The following is a 17,436-nucleotide window of genomic DNA, read 5'->3' as shown; positions in this document are numbered from 1 at the left end:
AACTGAATTATCTGCTTCATTTCCTTTTTTTATCTCATCTATAAAATTTCCTAAAGTTATATCTGATTGAATTTTGTAATTTCCAGGCTTTATATTACCGCTTACGGAATTAATTTTGATATATAACTTGGTCAATGGAAGGTTTTTTAATTTCCCTTCGTTTTTCAACTTACTAAGCAGGTTATATAAAGTGTCTCCCTTATTAACAATTACTTCAATCTCTTCACTGCCTTTTAAAGGATGATTAATAACTGAGTTATAATATAAAAAGCTTCCCCCTAACAAAATCAGTATCAAAACAGCAATTGACAAAAACATCTTCTTTCTCATAAAAATACCCCCACAGTTTATAAGATAAAATTTTTATCGATTTCTTGATATTAATCTCTTTCTTTCAGCACCATCTAATATTTTTTTCCTCATTCTAATACTCTTTGGAGTAACTTCAACTAATTCGTCAGCATTTACAAATTCCAAGCACTGTTCTAAAGATAATTTTCTAATTGGCGTAAGTCTTAATGAATCATCAGAACCTGAAGCTCTTGTATTAGATTGATGCTTTTTCTTACATACATTAACCTCAATATCGTCTGCTCTTGAGCATTCTCCTGCAATCATACCAGCATAGACCTCTGCCCCTGGTTCTATAAATAAAGTACCTCTTTCTTGTGCATTGTAAAGACCATATGTTACAGCTTCTCCACTTTCAAATACCACTAAAGAACCTCGATTTCTTTCAGGTATTTCTCCTTTAAACTTTTCATATCCGTTAAATACATGGTTCATTATACCATTTCCTCTGGTATCTGTTAGAAACTCATTTCTAAAACCTATAAGTCCTCTTGATGGTATATTAAATTCTAATCTTGTGTATCCATTAGTGGCAGATGTCATATTAACCATTTCTGCCTTTCTTGGTCCTAGTTTTTCCATTACCGGTCCCATAAATTCTTCAGGTACATCGATAGTCAGATATTCCATAGGTTCAGTTTTAACCCCATCTTCTTGCTTAAAAATAACGCTTGGCTTGGAAACTTGGAACTCAAAGCCTTCTCTTCTCATTGTTTCTATTAGTATAGAAAGATGCAGTTCTCCTCTTCCACTGACTTCAAAACAGTCTGGAGATAATTCTTTTACCCTTAAGCTTACATTGGTTTCTAATTCTCTCATAAGTCTATCCCTTAAATGTCTGGACGTAACAAAATCTCCTTCTCTTCCGGCAAAAGGCGAATCATTAACCATAAAATTCATATTTAATGTAGGCTCATCAATGTTAACGAAGGGCAAAGCTTCTGGATTTGAAGCATCTGCAACGGTATCACCTATATTTGCATCTCCTAAACCACTGATGGCTATAATATCACCTAAAAACGCTTCATTTGTTTCTGTTTTCCTAAGACCGTTGTATACATATAAATTTGATACCTTAGTGTTAAATGATTTTCCGTCTGATTTTAATACTGTTACCTGAGAATTTTTTTTAACACTTCCTCTTTCTATTTTTCCAATGGCTATCTTTCCTACATACTCATTTGAGTCTAAAGTAGTAATAAGCATTTGAAAAGCTTTATCAATATATCCCTTTGGGGCTGCAACATGTTTTATTATAGTTTCAAAAAGAGGAATCATATCATTATTTGTATCTTCAGGTTCATATCTTGCAAATCCTTCTCTAGCTGAAGCATATACTATTGGAAAGTCAAGCTGTTCATCATTTGCTCCAAGTTCTACAAAGAGATCAAAAACTTCATCAATTACAATAATCGGTCTTGCATCCTTTTTATCAATCTTATTTATAACTACAATAGGTTTTAAATTAAGCTCTAAGGCTTTTCTAAGTACAAATTTAGTCTGAGGCATTGGTCCTTCGTAGGAATCTACCACCAGTAATACAGAATCAACCATCTTAAGAACTCTTTCAACCTCTCCGCCGAAATCAGCATGTCCGGGAGTATCTACTATATTTATCTTAATATCATTATAACTGACAGCTGTATTTTTTGATAGAATAGTTATTCCTCTTTCTTTTTCTAAGTCATTAGAGTCCATAACTCTTTCATCAATCTTTTCATTTTCTCTGAAAACATTGCTCTGTCTAAGCATAGCATCCACTAGTGTAGTTTTACCATGGTCTACGTGGGCAATAATCGCTATGTTTCTTATATCATTTCTTGTATATAATTCCATAATTTAATCCTCCGACATCTTTAGTTTAAAAAAAATTGGATACTTTAAGTATCCAATTTTAAATAACCATTATTTATTCTAATATTTAGGTTTATAAAAGTCAACTTAGCTGTATGATTTGATATAAAATTTATATAAAAAATATAAATAATTTAACATCAAAAGCTAAAGTTATATATATTTTTATTGTTATATTTCCATGATAATAGGAAGTATCATAGGTTTTCTCTTAGTTTTTTCATAAAGATATATTCTCAGTCCTTCTTTTATTTTTGATTTCAATGTAGCCCAATCCTTTATACCTTTATCTTCACATTCTCTAAGAACCTGCTTAACAATATCCTTTGCCTGCTCCATTAGATCTTCGGATTCTCTTACATAAACAAACCCTCTAGATATAATATCTGGCCCAGCTATGACAGAACTGCTTTCCTTTTCAATAGTAACTACTACTGTTAATATTCCATCCTGAGAAAGATGCTTTCTATCTCTTAATACAATATTACCTACGTCACCTACTCCAAGTCCATCTACAAATACATTTCCTGATGTAACACTGCCATTCTTTCTAAGGATATCCTTGCTCACTTCTATAATATCCCCATTATCGCTTATTATTACATTATCCTCAGGTAATCCTAATTTGATTGCTAGCTCTGCATGCTGTTTAAGGTGTCTGTATTCACCATGCACAGGCATAAAGTATTTTGGTTTTACTAGAGCATGCATAAGTTTAAGTTCTTCCTGACAAGCATGACCGGATACGTGAACATCTGCCAGAGATTCATATATAACTTCCGCACCTTTTTTAAATAATTGATTGATAACTTTGGATATCAATTTTTCATTTCCTGGTATTGGTGAAGCTGAAATTATCACTAAATCCCCCTGATTAATGGAGATTTTTTTATGGTCATTGTTTGATATCCTTGAAAGAGCTGACATAGGTTCTCCCTGACTTCCGGTAGTTATTATAACTACTTTTTCAGGCGGATATTTATTTATTGCATCAACACTTACTAAAGTATCTTTTTCAAATTCTAAATAACCAAGCTCCAAAGCTACGGCTACAATATTCTCCATACTTCTTCCGGAAACAGCAACTTTTCTTCCATATTTATGTGCTGCTGTTATAATTTGCTGTAATCTATGAACGTTAGAGGCAAAGGTAGCTACTAAAATTCTACTTTTAGCAGTAGAAAATATACTTTCAAAAGTGTTACCTACTGTACTCTCTGACATGGTATAGCCTGGTCTTTCAACATTAGTACTGTCAGCTAGCATAAGCAGAACACCTTTTTTCCCAAGCTCAGCAAATCTGGCCAAGTCGATTATTTCACCATCTATAGGAGTATAATCTACTTTAAAGTCTCCAGTATGAATTACAACTCCTATAGGTGTATGTATTGCCATAGCTACTGAATCTGCAATACTGTGATTTGTTTTTATAAATTCTACGGATATAGTTTTAAGTTTTATTATATCTCGTGGATTAATTCTAATTAACTCCACAGAGCTTAGCAATCCATGCTCCTTAAGCTTTGTTTCTACTATACCTAAGGTTAATTTTGTACCATATACAGGCACATTTAACTGCTTTAATACATATGGTAGAGCACCAATATGATCCTCATGACCGTGTGTCAGAAAAATACCTTTTACTTTGTCTTTATTTTTTATTAGATAGCTGATATCAGGAATAACTACATCAATTCCAAACATATCTTCGTCTGGAAATTTCAAACCGCAATCAATAACTATTATATCATCTTTATATTCTATTGCAGTTAAATTCTTGCCTATTTCATTAAGGCCCCCTAAAGGAATTATCTTTATTTTTTCCTTTTCTCTTTTCATCAGCACCCCTCCTTCTTATTATATTTATTTTTCTGATTGGCACTCATTACATATTCCAAAAAACTTAACACTATGATCCATAATTTTGAACTTATATTTGTTTTCAATGTTATTTTCAAGGTTATCCAGCAGATCGCCTTCAACTTCAATGACTTTTCCGCAGTTACTGCATACTAAATGATGATGCCTATGGTTTTCATTTTCATGTACAAGCTCAAACCTAGCACAGCCGTCCTCTAAATCTAATCGATATATTATTCCCATTTCTTCAAGCAATAATACTGTTCTGTACACAGTAGCCAACCCAATTTCCGGACATTCAAGCTTAACATCATCATATATTTCTTCTACAGTTAAATGCTTACCTTCATTTTTTACTATTCCATCTAGAATAGCTCTTCTTTGAGGAGTTAATTTATAACCACGTTGTTTTAAATTTTCTTTTAATTTTTGAATTTCTTCCATGGATAAATTTGACATAACCTTACCTCTATCTTAATTTAATGGATCATCTGAGAAAATGGCGCTGTATGCTTCTGATACCATTTCATATTCATCTTCATCATCTACAGTTATCAGCACTTCATTCCCCTCATTATCAGTAACGATTTTCAAAGCGATTGCATCTGCTTCTTCATCGTCCACAGGAGCAACGATTATATACTCGTCTTGTTCTATATCAAGCTTTGTTAGAACCTGAAATTCTATCTCATTACCCTCTTCATCCTGAAGGACAATAGTATCTATTTCATTTTCCATATTATTCTCTCCTTTTATTAAAATTATTTTTATCTAAATATCCCTGAAGTATGTAAACTGCAGCCAGCTTATCAACTATCTTTTTCCTTTTTTCTCTCGATAAGTCAGCTTCTAACATAGCTTTATGCGCTGCTACAGTAGTCAATCTTTCATCCCAAAAAAGAATCTTAATATTAAGCCTTTTTTCAAGAAATTGGCAAAATTTTTCCACCTTTTCCCCCTGACTTCCTATAGAGCCGTTCATATTCTTAGGAAGTCCTGCAAGAATTATTTCTGCACAGTACTCATCAATATATTTTTTTATCTCCGCAGCGTCTTTTTCCTTACCTTTACGATGTATTGTTGTTAAGCCTTGAGCAGTTATACCCAATGGATCGCTTACAGCCACTCCTATAGTCTTATCTCCTATGTCCAGTCCGATTATTCTCATAAGCACTCCTTTATTAAATAAAAAGTGCCTACTAGGGCACTTTTTATTTATTTGATTTCTAAATAAGCTTTAATAACCTCTTCTAGTATCTCATCTCTTTCCAGCTTTCTAACTAATGCTCTGGCACCCTTATAGTTAGTTATATATGTAGGATCACCGGATATAAGGTATCCTACAAGCTGATTAACAGGATTATAGCCTTTTTCGCTTAAAGCATCATAAACCTCTGAAATAATAGACCTAGTTAGCTCTTTTTTACTTCGTGAGAAATCAAACTGCATTGTGTTTTCATTGTTACCCATCTATCGCCGCTTAATCTGGTTAAGCAGCTTCACCCCCTTGCCATTATTATTTAAAGCAAAGTTTATTTTGTTTTTATTATATACTAATTATTTATCTCTTATTCAATATCTCTTTAACTATTAATATAATTATAGAACAAATTGGCAAAAAAGTATACTACTTAATAAGAGTTTCTAATATTGTTACAATTTTATTCAGTGCCTCCTGTGCTTTTTCTGGAAGCTTTCCACCGGCTTGAGCCATATCTGGTCTGCCACCGCCACCGCCGCCGGCTATTGCTGCTATTTCCTTAATTATTTTACCACAGTGAACACCTTTGGATACCGCTTCTTTTGAAGCCATTGCAACGAAATTAACTTTATCTTCTGATATACCTGCAAGAACAACAAGACCGTCCTTAGCTTTGCTCCTAAGCTTTTCAGCAAGATCTCTAAGGGAATTAGTATCTACCCCATCTAGCTTTGCAGTAATTAGATTAACACCTTTAATATTCACCATGGAAGATAATATTTCATCCTCAGCACCAGCAACCAATTTATGCTTTAGATCATTTATCTCTTTTTCCTTTTCCTTTAGTTCATTAACTACAGATGTTAGCTTTCTGATAAATTCCTTTTCACTGGATTTTAAAATATTGGCACCTTCTTTAATTATATCTGTTTTTTCCTCCATATATTTTAAAGCGTTAACTCCTGTTAATGCTTCAATCCTTCTTATTCCAGCAGCAATTCCTGATTCGGAGATAATTTTAAACATTCCAATCTGTCCTGAGTTTTTTACATGTGTTCCTCCACATAATTCCTTACTGAAGTCTCCCACTGAAACAACTCTGACTTTATCAGCATATTTCTCGTCGAATAAAGCCATAGCACCGGCTTTCTTTGCATCCTCCAGCTCCATTTCCTGTGTATCTACCATATATGCTTCCATTATTTCTTTATTAACAAGCTCTTCTATGTTTTCTATTTCTTCATCAGTTAATGAAGAAAAATGAGTAAAGTCAAATCTTAGCTTATCTTTGTCAACTAAGGAACCTGCTTGGTTAACATGGTCTCCTAATATAGTTTTAAGAGCCTTATGCAGTATATGTGTGGCAGTATGGTTCCTACATATATTTTGTCTTCTTTCGTTGTTCACTTCTAATATAACAGAGTCTCCTGTTTTAAGTTGACCTTTTTTAGCCTTAATAACATGAACAATCTTCCCTGCAATACTTTTTTTGCAGTCAAAAACCTCTCCTTCAAAGCTTTCATTGTAGATTAATCCTGTATCCCCCACTTGACCTCCCATTTCAGCATAAAATGGAGTTTTTTCTGTTAAAACGAAGCCTTCTTCTCCCTGTTCTATGGAGTGTACAAATTCATTTTCCTTCGAAATAATTTCTACCACGGTTTCAGTTCTGGTTTCGCTGTAACCAACAAATCGGGTTTCCACCCCACTATCTATCTTATTAAGTATATTTTCTTCTGCACCCATGTAATTGCTTTCGCTTCTTGCGTTTCTAGCTCTTGTTCTCTGGCTTTCCATTTCATTATTAAACTCATCTTTATCAACCTTCAGATTCTTTTCTTCCAGTATTTCTTCAGTAAGTTCAAGAGGAAAACCATAAGTATCATAAAGCTTAAAAGCATTTTCACCGCTGAGCACTGATTGGTTATTATCTGTCATCTCTTTAATATAAGCATTTAGTATAGTCATACCGGAATCTATTGTCTCATTAAACTTATCTTCTTCAATTGCTACTATTTTTTTAATTATAATCTTTCTTATCTTCTAATTCAGGATAAGCGCCTTTGTACATTTTAATCACTTCATCCACTATTCCCGTTAAAAATGCATCTTTAATTCCAATGAGTCTTCCATGTCTTGCAGCCCTTCTTAATAACCTTCTAAGTACATATCCTCTTCCTTCATTGGAGGGAAGTACTCCATCGGAAATAAGCATAGTAATACCTTTGACGTGATCCGCTATAATCCTTAATGAAATATCGCTTTTCTCGGAGTTTTTATATTTAACTCCTGATATGCTGCTGATTTTTTCTAATATATTTTTAACAGTGTCAATTTCAAAAATATTATTTACACCCTGCATTATTGTTGCCAGCCTCTCAAGACCCATTCCTGTGTCTATATTAGGGTTAGGAAGCTTGTGATAAACACCATTCTCATCCTTATCAAATTGAGTAAATACTAAATTCCAAAACTCAATTATCTTATCTTCCTCCTGAGCTTTGATGAATTCTTCTACTGAGTTTACTTTTATCCCAACCCTATCATAATGTATTTCAGAACTAGGTCCGCAGGGGCCTTGACCAATCTCCCAGAAGTTATCCTCTTTGCCAAGTCTGAATATTCTTGAAGCACCTACATCGGTTTTTTTATTCCAAATTTCGTACGCTTCGTCATCCTCATTATATATAGTAACATAAAGTCTGTCCTTTGATATCTTTAGGACTTCTGTTACAAATTCCCAAGCCCATTTTATTGCATCCTCTTTAAAATAATCTCCGAAGGAAAAATTTCCAAGCATCTCAAAAAAGGTACCATGTCTTGAGGTTTTACCTACATTTTCTATATCTCCTGTCCTTATGCATTTTTGACAGTTTGTTACTCTGTAAGATGGAGGAGTTTTCAGTCCTGTAAAGTATGGTTTTAGTGGCGCCATGCCGGCATTTATTAAAAGTAAACTGTTATCCTCCTTAGGAACTAAAGGAAAGCTATCCATTTTTAAATGATCTTTACTTTCAAAAAACCTTAAATAAGCTTCTCGTATTTCATTTACACCCATTGTAATCATAATTATCCCTCCAATTAAAAATAAAAAAAGCCTTCATCCCCTATATAAGGGACGAAAGCATATATCCGCGGTACCACCCTAATTATGTATAAACATACATCTCTTAAAGAATTATAGCTCAAAGACAGCTTCAACATGCTTTAATAAGAAGTTTTCACCTAACACTTCCTCTCTGGATATCTCAGCATATTTACTCATTCTTGTCATCACTTAATATAAGATTATAGGCAAATTATATGATAATAACGGTTTTCTGTCAATAATATCATTTAAAATTGCACTTTCAATAGTCTTGATATTAAAATAAATGATAATTTATATCTTCATAAATCACTTTAACTATTACAGCAAAAGGAACTGCCAGCACCATTCCAGCAAAGCCAGCTGCTTTTTGTCCTATAAGCAAAAGAAGAATAATCATAATAGGATGTATACTTACACTATCTCCAATAATTTTAGGGGAAATAATATCTCCTTCCACCTGCTGAATTATAAACAGCAGAACTGCAGTCCATAGAGCTTTTTCAGTAGAGTGTAGCAGTGCGATGAAAATAGGCGGTATTGCCCCAAAAATAGGTCCAAAGTAAGGTATTATATTTAATATTGCGTTGATTAAAGACAGCCATATAGGAAAATCTACTTTTAAAAAGATAAGAATGAAAAAGTTAATATACCTATTATGAAGCATAATATTAACTGGCTTACTATATATCTTGACAGTATCTTATCAACATCTTGAGAAACCTTTTTAAACACCTGCCTTTTTTTAGTTGGAAGTATAAGGAGAAGTTTGTTATTTAAAAGGTCACCATCACTTATTAAATAGTATGTGATAACCGGGATGACCGCAAGGCTTATAAAGCTCTCACCTAACTTAACTAATGTATTTACGACGTTTTGTGATAATTCCATAATTATTTCATTAATCTTTTCATAAATCAATTCATTTGTGATATTTAAGAATTTTAAATTGTTCAAATTGAACCCTCTCATCATATCATTAACAAATTTCTCCCCCTCTGATATTATGAGTTCAATATTTAGACTTTCTCTAAATAAACTGGGAATTAAATAAATTATTATTAAAGAAAAAAAGCCCATAATAATTGACAGTAAAAAAAAAGCTGCAATTTTTTTATTTACACCTTTTTTATAGAGCCAATGATGAAGGGGCTTTAAAACGTATGCCAGTATATAAGAGAAAAAAGTGACAAAGAATATCTCTTTGAAAATCCTGGATTTATATATTAAATAAATAAAAACTATAAGAATTACCAGCACAATAAACGTCGAATAAGCTTTTTTAAGGAAGGTTTTATTAACCTTACTCATAGTAATCCTCTTTCTCTATTCCGTGAGGAATAGTTTTGAATTTAATTCTTTTATCGTCTCCGAAGTGTATAATAAGGTCTTCTCCCAGTATGCAATTTATGGGTAAAATAATATTTTTTCCGTATATCAGCTTATGAAGAAGTCCTGAGGCTATAATTAGGCCTTTAATGTTAAAATTATAGGGTTCTATAAGCATATCTTCAAGAACTCCCATCATCTCACCTTGAAGATTAAAGACCTCCATATCTTTAATATCTTTAAAACACATAAAACTGCATTTATCGGTGTTTTTAATTATCATAACTTTATTGATTGAAACTATATTATCCGTTAAAACACATTGATTTTTGGATAATAAAGAATTAGTTGAAATAACAAAACCTTTAATAACACTGTTATGAAAATCCATTACTACATCTTTAACATAACCAATCTCTCTTCCCTGTGTATCTAGAACCTTCATGTATTCATAATCTTTAGTTCTAAACATCCTGAACTTCCCTTCAATATATTATATTTAGATTATTGACTTATAAATAAAACAAATACCTTGATAACAAGGTATTTTTTATTATTTTTATTCACCATGAACTTCTGCATGTATATCATCATGCTCTGTATAATCCCAAGGTTCAAGTCCTTGAGATTTTCTATAATCGTTTATTGCCTTGTGAATTGCCTCTTCTGCTAAAACAGAACAATGCATTTTTACTGGTGGAAGACCATCTAAAGCTTCCGCTACTGCCTTGTTTGTTAGAGTCCAAGCTTCTTCTAAGGATTTTCCTTTTATAAGTTCAGTTGCCATACTTGATGAAGCAATCGCTGATCCACAACCAAAGGTTTTAAACTTAACATCTTTAATAATGTTATCTTCTACCTTTAAGTAAATTTTCATTATATCTCCACATTTAGCATTTCCTACCTCACCGATTCCATTAGCGTCTTTAATTTCCCCTACATTTCTCGGATTTCTAAAATGCTCCATAACTTTATCACTATATATCATTTATTTTTTCTCCCCTTTTAAAAAATCTTCCCATAAAGGTGACATATCTCTCAATCGTTGTATAATAGGAGGCAGAGTCTGGATAACATATTCAACATCCTCCTCTGTATTGCCTTCTCCCAATGTAAGCCTTAAAGATCCATGTGCAATCTCATGAGGTAAGCCTATGGCCAGTAACACATGTGAAGGATCTAAGGAGCCTGAAGTACATGCACTTCCGCTGGATGCGCATATACCTTCGAAATCTAAAGATAAAAGAATTGATTCACCTTCAGTAAATTTAAAACAAATATTTGCGTTTCCTGGAAGTCTCTTTTCCCCTGTAGGTCCATTTAACTTACTGTATGGTATTTTCAGAAGGCCTTCTACAAGCTTATCCCTTAGATTTCTTACTCTTTTATTCCTCTCTTCCATATTTGCTACAGCCAGTTCTATTGCTTTGCCTAAGCCTACTATACCAGGAATATTTTCCGTTCCTGCTCTTCTTGCTCTCTCCTGAGCACCTCCATGTATAAGATTATCTATTTTTACTCCTTTTCTGATATAAAGAGCACCTATACCTTTAGGACCATAAAATTTATGTGCTGATAAAGACAACATATCAACATTTAATTCCTTCACATCTATATCTATGTTTCCAATTGCCTGAACCGCATCTGTGTGGAACAATATCTTATGTTCTCTGCATATACTTCCTATTTCCTGAATAGGCTGTATTGTTCCGATTTCATTATTTGCAAACATTATAGTTACTAATATAGTTTTATCTGTTATAGCACTTTTTAGGTCTTCAATACTGATGAAGCCTTCTGAATCAACATCCAGATATGTAACATCAAAGCCCTGATGTTCTAAATATTCGCAGGTGTGGAGCACTGCATGATGTTCAATTTTTGTAGTAATTATATGATTCCCTTTTTTTCTGTTAGCAAAAGCTGCTCCTTTAATAGCCCAGTTATCAGCTTCTGATCCCCCTCCGGTGAAGAATACTTCATTGGGTTCACATTTTAAAGCTTTCGATACTCTATCTCTACTTAAATCTATTGCTTTTTTTGTCTCTCTTGAAAGGGAATAAAAAGATGATGGATTTCCATATGTTTCTGTAAAATATGGTAACATTTCATCGAGAACCTCTGGTTTAACATAGGTAGTTGCTGAATAATCCATATAAACTTTTCTACTCATTTTCCTCACTCCTGTTACTAAGATTGATAGTTAGATTTTTTGAATTTAATCTTTTATAATCCTCTAAGATGTCCTGGAGTGTTACAGACTGCATTACTCCATCGATACTATCTTTAATTTTTTTCCAAAGCAGCCTTGTAGCACAACAATCTACGTTAGTACAAGGAAGACCATCGATACATTCTGAAATCTCTATAGGACCTTCTAATACTTCCATAATCTCAGCCACTGTTATATCCTTCGGATCCTTGTTAAGAAAATAACCTCCCTGAGCTCCTCTGACACTCTTTATAAGCTTAGCTTTTCTAAGAGGAGAAAATAACTGTTCAAGGTAATACTCGGAAATATTCTGTCTTTGGGATATACTTTTTATAGATACCGGATTATCATCATAATGAATAGCAAGGTCCACCATAGCTTTTACACCATAACGTCCTTTGGTGGAAAGCTTCATTTAATCACCTCTTAATTCTGAGTAGTTTACTATAAATTCACAAAATTATAATATCAAAGCCGAGTAATAAAGTCAACAATAATTATAAGGTCTTGTTAATTAAATATCATTACGCTGCTTTATATTTTCCCAATATGATTTCATACTTTGCTCAAACTTATTTTTTCCATATTCATAATAGATTTTATCTATTAAATTATCGGGAAGATACTGCTGGTTCACATAATTATTGGGAAAGTTATGAGGATATTTATAGCTCTGCATTCTTCCAAGCTTTTCTGCTCCGCTGTAATGTCCATCCCTTAAATGTGTAGGAATATCTCCTATGTTTGATTTATTTACATCCTCCATAGCTCTTCCTATAGCTGTAACAGCGCTGTTAGATTTTGGAGAAGCAGCTAATAATATAACGGCTTCAGCTAAAGGTATCTGAGCTTCAGGAAGTCCTATTTGCATTGCAGTGTCCGTACAGGCTTTTACGATGGATATCGCCTGAGGATACGCAAGTCCTATATCTTCACAGGCAATAACTAGTAATCTCCTTATAACTGAGGTTAAATCACCGGCTTTTAGGAGCATGGCTAGGTAAAGCAGAGCTGCCTGGGTATCGCTTCCTCTTATGGATTTTTGAAAAGCGCTTAATACATCATAATGCCTATCTCCATCTCTATCAAAATTATAGCTTTTTTGAGAAAACTCTTGAGCTAAATCTTCTGTTATTTCTATACTGCTATCCTTGGCAGTCTGCTGTGTCCTAATTATTAATTCCAGAATATTTAGTGCCTTTCTCATATCCCCATCAGCAGCATTACTTATTATATTTAATGCCGCTTTACTATAGTTTATTTTTATATTTGAATCCTCTTTCTCTAATTTAGAGGATACCTTCTTAAGTCCTTCAATGATTTCTTTATTCGACAAAGGTTCAAACTCGATAACTGTTGCCCTGCTTAATATAGCTTTAAAAACATAAAAATAAGGATTTTCAGTAGTGCTTCCTATAAGTGTAATCTGACCATTTTCCATATACTCAAGGAGTATCTGCTGTGTTCTTTTTGGAAAATGGTGTATTTCGTCGATGTAAAGAATAATTCCATTGTATCCCATAAAAGTATTTAACTCATTTAAAACCTCTTTGATATCTTTTGTAGAGTCAGTAGTCGCATTTAGCTTATGAAATCTCTTATTAGTCATCTCTGCTATTATATATGCAGCGGTGGTCTTACCTACCCCTGGAGGGCCGTAAAATATCATGTTAGGTATGAATCCTGATTTAATTATTTGATTTAATATTTTTCCTTTTCCTAAAATATGATTTTGTCCTATGATGTCCTCCATTGATTTAGGTCTTAATCTATCTGCTAAAGGATTTTCCATATCTTTTCACCTCTTAAACTCGTTGGTAAAATTATTTTATCATATATCTTATTAAATCAAAAACTGCCTTTCAGCATAAATGCTTTAAAGACAGTTAATGTTCATAATATTTAAATAATTTTAGTTCCGGCTCTTCCTTCTAATGCATATTTTGCACTATTAAGGGACGAAATAATAGAAATATTAGAAGATTTAAATTTTGCAAACTTCACTGCAGCTTTAACCTTAGGAAGCATAGATCCCGGAGCGAAATGTCCCTCCTCAATGTACTTCTCTGCCTCTGAAACGGTTATTTCCTCCAGTCCTTTTTCATTTTCTTTACCAAAATTAATAGCTACTTTGTCCACAGCGGTTAATATTAACAGTATATCTGCATTAAGGATTTCCGCTAGCTTTTCTGGAGCAAAATCCTTATCAATAACCGCAGAAATTCCTTTTGTGCTTTTATCTTCATCGACAACAGGAATACCACCACCGCCTACTGTGATAACTATATGTCCTGCCTCTACAAGGGTTTTGATTACTTTTTCTTCAACTACCTCAATAGGGATAGGAGACGGTACTACTCTTCTATATCCTCGGTTAGCATCATTTTTCATCACATATCCTTTTTCTTTTTCCAATACCATAGCTTCATCTTTTGTAAAGAAGGAACCCACAGGTTTTGTTGGATTTGAAAACCCAGGATCCTTGGCATTAACCTTTACTTGAGTAATTATTGCTGCTACTTCTCTATTTAATCCCCTTGATATCATTTCATCCCTTATAGCTTGCTGTAAATGATATCCTATGTAGCCCTGACTCATTGCGCCACATTCTGGAAAAGGCATAATGGGGATAGATTTATTGTTATACGCAGCTGCTTCATAAGTAGATACAATTTGACCTACTTGAGGACCATTGCCATGAGCTAATATAATTTCATGTCCTAATTCTGCTATATCTACTATGGATTTAGCAGTATTTCTGCTGGTAACTAATTGAGCTTCTGCTGAAATATCTTTAGGATTTTCCTGAAGAGCGTTACCGCCAAGAGCAATCACAATTCTACTCATATATTCCTCCTATAGGGTTGCTACCATTACAGCTTTTATGGTATGCATTCTATTTTCTGCTTCATCAAAGACCTTGGAGTATCTGCTTCTAAACACTTCGTCCTCCACCTCTCTTACATCTAACCCCTGGTTTTTAAAGGTATTGTAAGCGGTTTCTGTTTCATAATCATGATAGGATGGAAGGCAGTGCATAAATATTACATCTGGATTCCCTGTTTTACTTAGCATGTCCATTGTTACTTTATAAGGTGTTAATAGCTTTACTCTTTCTGCTAACTTATCTTCTTCTCCCATGGATACCCATATATCTGTATATATTACATCTGCATCTTTTATCCCTTCTATAGAATCCGTCATTTCTATAACTGCCCCAGTTTCTTCAGCTACTTTTTTTGATTTTTCTATTATGCCCTCATCTGCCCAAAGCTCTTTTGGAGCATAAGCTGTAAAATGCATACCCATTTTTGCACAACCATACATAAGTGCATACCCCATATTATTTCTAGCATCTCCTACAAAAACCAATTTTACTTTATTTAAGGGTTTATTAATATTTTCCTCTATGGTTAGTAAGTCCGCTAATACCTGGGTAGGATGATCAACATCTGTAAGCCCGTTCCATACAGGTACCCCTGAATATTTAGCTAAATCCTCTACTGTTTCCTGCTTAAACCCTCTATACTCGATACCGTCATAAAATCTTCCAAGAACCTTTGCAGTATCTTCAAGGCTTTCTTTCTTTCCCATTTGAGAATTTGTTAAGTAAGTTACACAGGCACCCTCGTCAAAAGCTGCTACTTCAAAAGCGCATCTGGTTCGAGTAGAAGTCTTGTCAAATAACAATACTATATTTTTCCCATCTAAAACCTTGTCCTTAATACCTATTCTTTTTTTTGCTTTTAAAGTCTTGGAAAGGTCAATTAGATATCTGATTTCATCAGGTGTAAAATCCATCAAAGTTAATAAACTTCTACCTTTTAAGTTAACTGGCATTTTTAACTCCTCCTTAAATTAAATATTCTCTCTATATAAAGGCATACTCATACATCTTGGACCGCCTCTTCCTCTGGAAAGTTCAGCGCTTGGCATAGTTAATACCTTTACTCCTTTCTTTGTAAGGATATCGTTAGTTACATAATTTCTATTATATGTAACCACTACTCCCGGAGCTATAGCAAGAGTATTAGATCCGTCACTCCATTGTTCTCTTCCTGATACTATTGCATCTCCGCCACCGCAACGTATTAATTCTATCCCCGGTATATTTAGAGCCTTGCTAAGTATTTTACTCAAATCATCATGGTGAACTTCAAAATTTAGTATATCCGCTTTTCCTTGTGTAATTTCATAAACGTTCAGAGGTCCTTCTATACCTGGATGTATAGTAAATTTATCATAATCTACCATAGTAAAAACAGTGTCTAAGTGCATAAAAGCCCTGCAGGAAGGAATTTCAAATACTAAGACTTTTTCAAAGCCAGATTGGTTTTTAAACAGTCTTTGTGCTATTATTTCAATAGCTTCAGCTGAAGTTCTTTCACTGCATCCTATAGCAACTATTTTATCTGATAAAACCAATATATCTCCTCCCTCTATGCTGAAAGGAGCATCCCCTTTATACCAGTGAGGGATTTTATCTGTTTTATAAATGGGATGATTATTAAAAATCCATTTAAGAAAAAGAGGCTCTCTGTTTCTGGCTGAAGTATGCATAGAGTTTATACTTATACCATTTCCGATTATAGAGCCTGGATCCCTAGTGAAATAGAGATTTGGCAGAGGATCAATATAAAAAGGATAATTTTTGTTAGTTATTTCAGTTAAAGAACTGATTTTACTTATTTTTATTTCATCTTTCCTAATACCGGACATAACTTTTTGCAGCATAGAAAACAGAGACATGTCCATTAAATACTCAATAAGTTTTTCAGTAAGATTTTTTGATGTTATAGCACTTTCCCTTATAAAGGTTTTCAGAAATTCATACCTTTTTTCTTCACTCTCTAATGATTCAACAAGCAAATCTTCCAAATATAATACTTCTACTCCATTTTGTGTTAAAATATCTGCAAATCCATCATGTTCTAACCTTGCTGCCTCAAGATAAGGTATATCATCAAATAACAGCTTTCCTAGATACTCAGGTACAAGATTTTCAATTTCTTTCCCCGGTCTGTGCAGCAGAACTTTTCTTAGCCTGCCAATCTCAGACCCTATTTTGAGAATTTCATTCAAAAGTAATTCCTCCTCAATTTTCACTTATTGTATTAAGATTCTGATTTTTCACATTAATCTTTTAATTATATTATCTGCTTTTGCGCTGATATTGTAAATACTAAAAATTAACAAAAACCCCTTTATTACATAAAAGGGGTTTTATCTAACCATAATCTGTCTATATATCTATATTTATCATATCTTTTTTTCAGTAAATACTCTGGAGAACAGGATTTTAATTCTTCTAAGGAATTGATTATATAATTTTCTAAGGATAAGGCAGCTTCTTTTGGGTTTACATGAGCTCCGCCTTTCGGCTCACCTATGATGTCATCTATTATATTAAAAGTCTTTAAATCCTTTGCTGTAAGCTTCATTATTTCAGCGGCTTCTTTGGCTTTGGAGGCGTCCTTCCAGATTATACTTGCAAAACCTTCTGGAGATAATATGGAATAAACAGAATTCTCAAGCATAGCA

General features: G+C 33.5%; 14 protein-coding genes, 4 pseudogenes and 1 other annotated feature. All 18 genes and pseudogenes read right to left on the bottom strand.

Translation table 11 applies throughout. From position 1 onward, the window contains the following. Positions 1–330 (bottom strand): annotated as a pseudogene (locus TA89_RS05505) (endolytic transglycosylase MltG); the annotation flags it as partial. A 33-nt stretch (positions 331–363) separates the two neighbouring features. Beyond that, positions 364–2,187 carry a translational GTPase TypA gene (typA, locus tag TA89_RS05500; RefSeq protein WP_040211582.1) on the bottom strand — a complete coding sequence of 608 codons (1,824 nt, stop codon included), beginning with the start codon at positions 2,185–2,187 and terminating at the stop codon, positions 364–366. Between the two features lie 189 nt (positions 2,188–2,376). Then, complete coding sequence (locus TA89_RS05495) at positions 2,377–4,044, bottom strand: ribonuclease J (RefSeq protein WP_040211580.1); 1,668 nt, start codon at positions 4,042–4,044, stop codon at positions 2,377–2,379. A gap of 24 nt (positions 4,045–4,068) precedes the next feature. Then, the gene (locus TA89_RS05490) at positions 4,069–4,524 is read right to left on the bottom strand and encodes a Fur family transcriptional regulator (RefSeq protein WP_040211578.1); all 456 of its coding nucleotides are present in this window, start codon (positions 4,522–4,524) and stop codon (positions 4,069–4,071) included. Between the two features lie 15 nt (positions 4,525–4,539). After that, positions 4,540–4,803: a DUF1292 domain-containing protein gene (locus TA89_RS05485; protein WP_040211576.1), complete on the bottom strand. Its 264-nt coding sequence runs from the start codon at positions 4,801–4,803 to the stop codon at positions 4,540–4,542. A gap of 1 nt (position 4,804) precedes the next feature. Continuing rightward, positions 4,805–5,233: a Holliday junction resolvase RuvX gene (gene ruvX, locus TA89_RS05480; RefSeq protein WP_040211574.1), complete on the bottom strand. Its 429-nt coding sequence runs from the start codon at positions 5,231–5,233 to the stop codon at positions 4,805–4,807. A 47-nt stretch (positions 5,234–5,280) separates the two neighbouring features. Then, complete coding sequence (locus TA89_RS05475; RefSeq protein WP_040211573.1) at positions 5,281–5,535, bottom strand: IreB family regulatory phosphoprotein; 255 nt, start codon at positions 5,533–5,535, stop codon at positions 5,281–5,283. A gap of 157 nt (positions 5,536–5,692) precedes the next feature. Continuing rightward, positions 5,693–8,333, bottom strand: a pseudogene (gene alaS / locus TA89_RS05470) (alanine--tRNA ligase). Positions 8,334–8,377: 44 nt separating this feature from the next. Further along, positions 8,378–8,549, bottom strand: a binding site (T-box leader). A gap of 82 nt (positions 8,550–8,631) precedes the next feature. Beyond that, positions 8,632–9,665, bottom strand: a pseudogene (locus tag TA89_RS05465) (AI-2E family transporter). Then, positions 9,658–10,155, bottom strand: coding sequence for a PRC-barrel domain-containing protein (locus TA89_RS05460; protein ID WP_040211571.1), 498 nt, complete (start codon positions 10,153–10,155; stop codon positions 9,658–9,660). Before TA89_RS05460 ends, TA89_RS05465 begins: the two are co-directional and overlap by 8 nt. A gap of 87 nt (positions 10,156–10,242) precedes the next feature. Next, on the bottom strand, positions 10,243–10,671 hold the full coding sequence (gene nifU, locus TA89_RS05455) for a Fe-S cluster assembly scaffold protein NifU (RefSeq protein WP_040211569.1): 429 nt from the start codon (positions 10,669–10,671) through the stop codon (positions 10,243–10,245). Continuing rightward, complete coding sequence (gene nifS, locus TA89_RS05450) at positions 10,672–11,856, bottom strand: cysteine desulfurase NifS (protein WP_040211567.1); 1,185 nt, start codon at positions 11,854–11,856, stop codon at positions 10,672–10,674. Continuing rightward, positions 11,849–12,310 (bottom strand): RrF2 family transcriptional regulator, encoded by a 462-nt coding sequence (locus tag TA89_RS05445; protein WP_040211565.1) that lies wholly within the window; start codon positions 12,308–12,310, stop codon positions 11,849–11,851. Before TA89_RS05445 ends, nifS begins: the two co-directional genes overlap by 8 nt. Before the next feature lie 99 nt (positions 12,311–12,409). Next, positions 12,410–13,687 carry a replication-associated recombination protein A gene (locus TA89_RS05440; protein ID WP_040211563.1) on the bottom strand — a complete coding sequence of 426 codons (1,278 nt, stop codon included), beginning with the start codon at positions 13,685–13,687 and terminating at the stop codon, positions 12,410–12,412. 110 nt (positions 13,688–13,797) lie between these two features. Next, positions 13,798–14,742 carry a carbamate kinase gene (gene arcC / locus TA89_RS05435; protein ID WP_040211561.1) on the bottom strand — a complete coding sequence of 315 codons (945 nt, stop codon included), beginning with the start codon at positions 14,740–14,742 and terminating at the stop codon, positions 13,798–13,800. Between the two features lie 9 nt (positions 14,743–14,751). Next, positions 14,752–15,735 (bottom strand): ornithine carbamoyltransferase, encoded by a 984-nt coding sequence (argF, locus tag TA89_RS05430; protein ID WP_040211559.1) that lies wholly within the window; start codon positions 15,733–15,735, stop codon positions 14,752–14,754. An 18-nt stretch (positions 15,736–15,753) separates the two neighbouring features. Continuing rightward, positions 15,754–16,977 carry an arginine deiminase gene (gene arcA, locus TA89_RS05425; protein ID WP_040211558.1) on the bottom strand — a complete coding sequence of 408 codons (1,224 nt, stop codon included), beginning with the start codon at positions 16,975–16,977 and terminating at the stop codon, positions 15,754–15,756. A 125-nt stretch (positions 16,978–17,102) separates the two neighbouring features. Then, positions 17,103–17,436, bottom strand: a pseudogene (locus TA89_RS18540) (acetyl-CoA carboxylase carboxyltransferase subunit alpha); the annotation flags it as partial.

Source organism: Clostridium polynesiense (genome assembly GCF_000820705.1).
In the GTDB taxonomy this organism is placed as follows: Bacteria; Bacillota; Clostridia; order Clostridiales; family Clostridiaceae; genus Clostridium_AA; species Clostridium_AA polynesiense.
The sequence above is the reverse complement of the archived record's forward strand: the minus strand, read 5'-3'. Positions and strand labels throughout refer to the sequence as shown.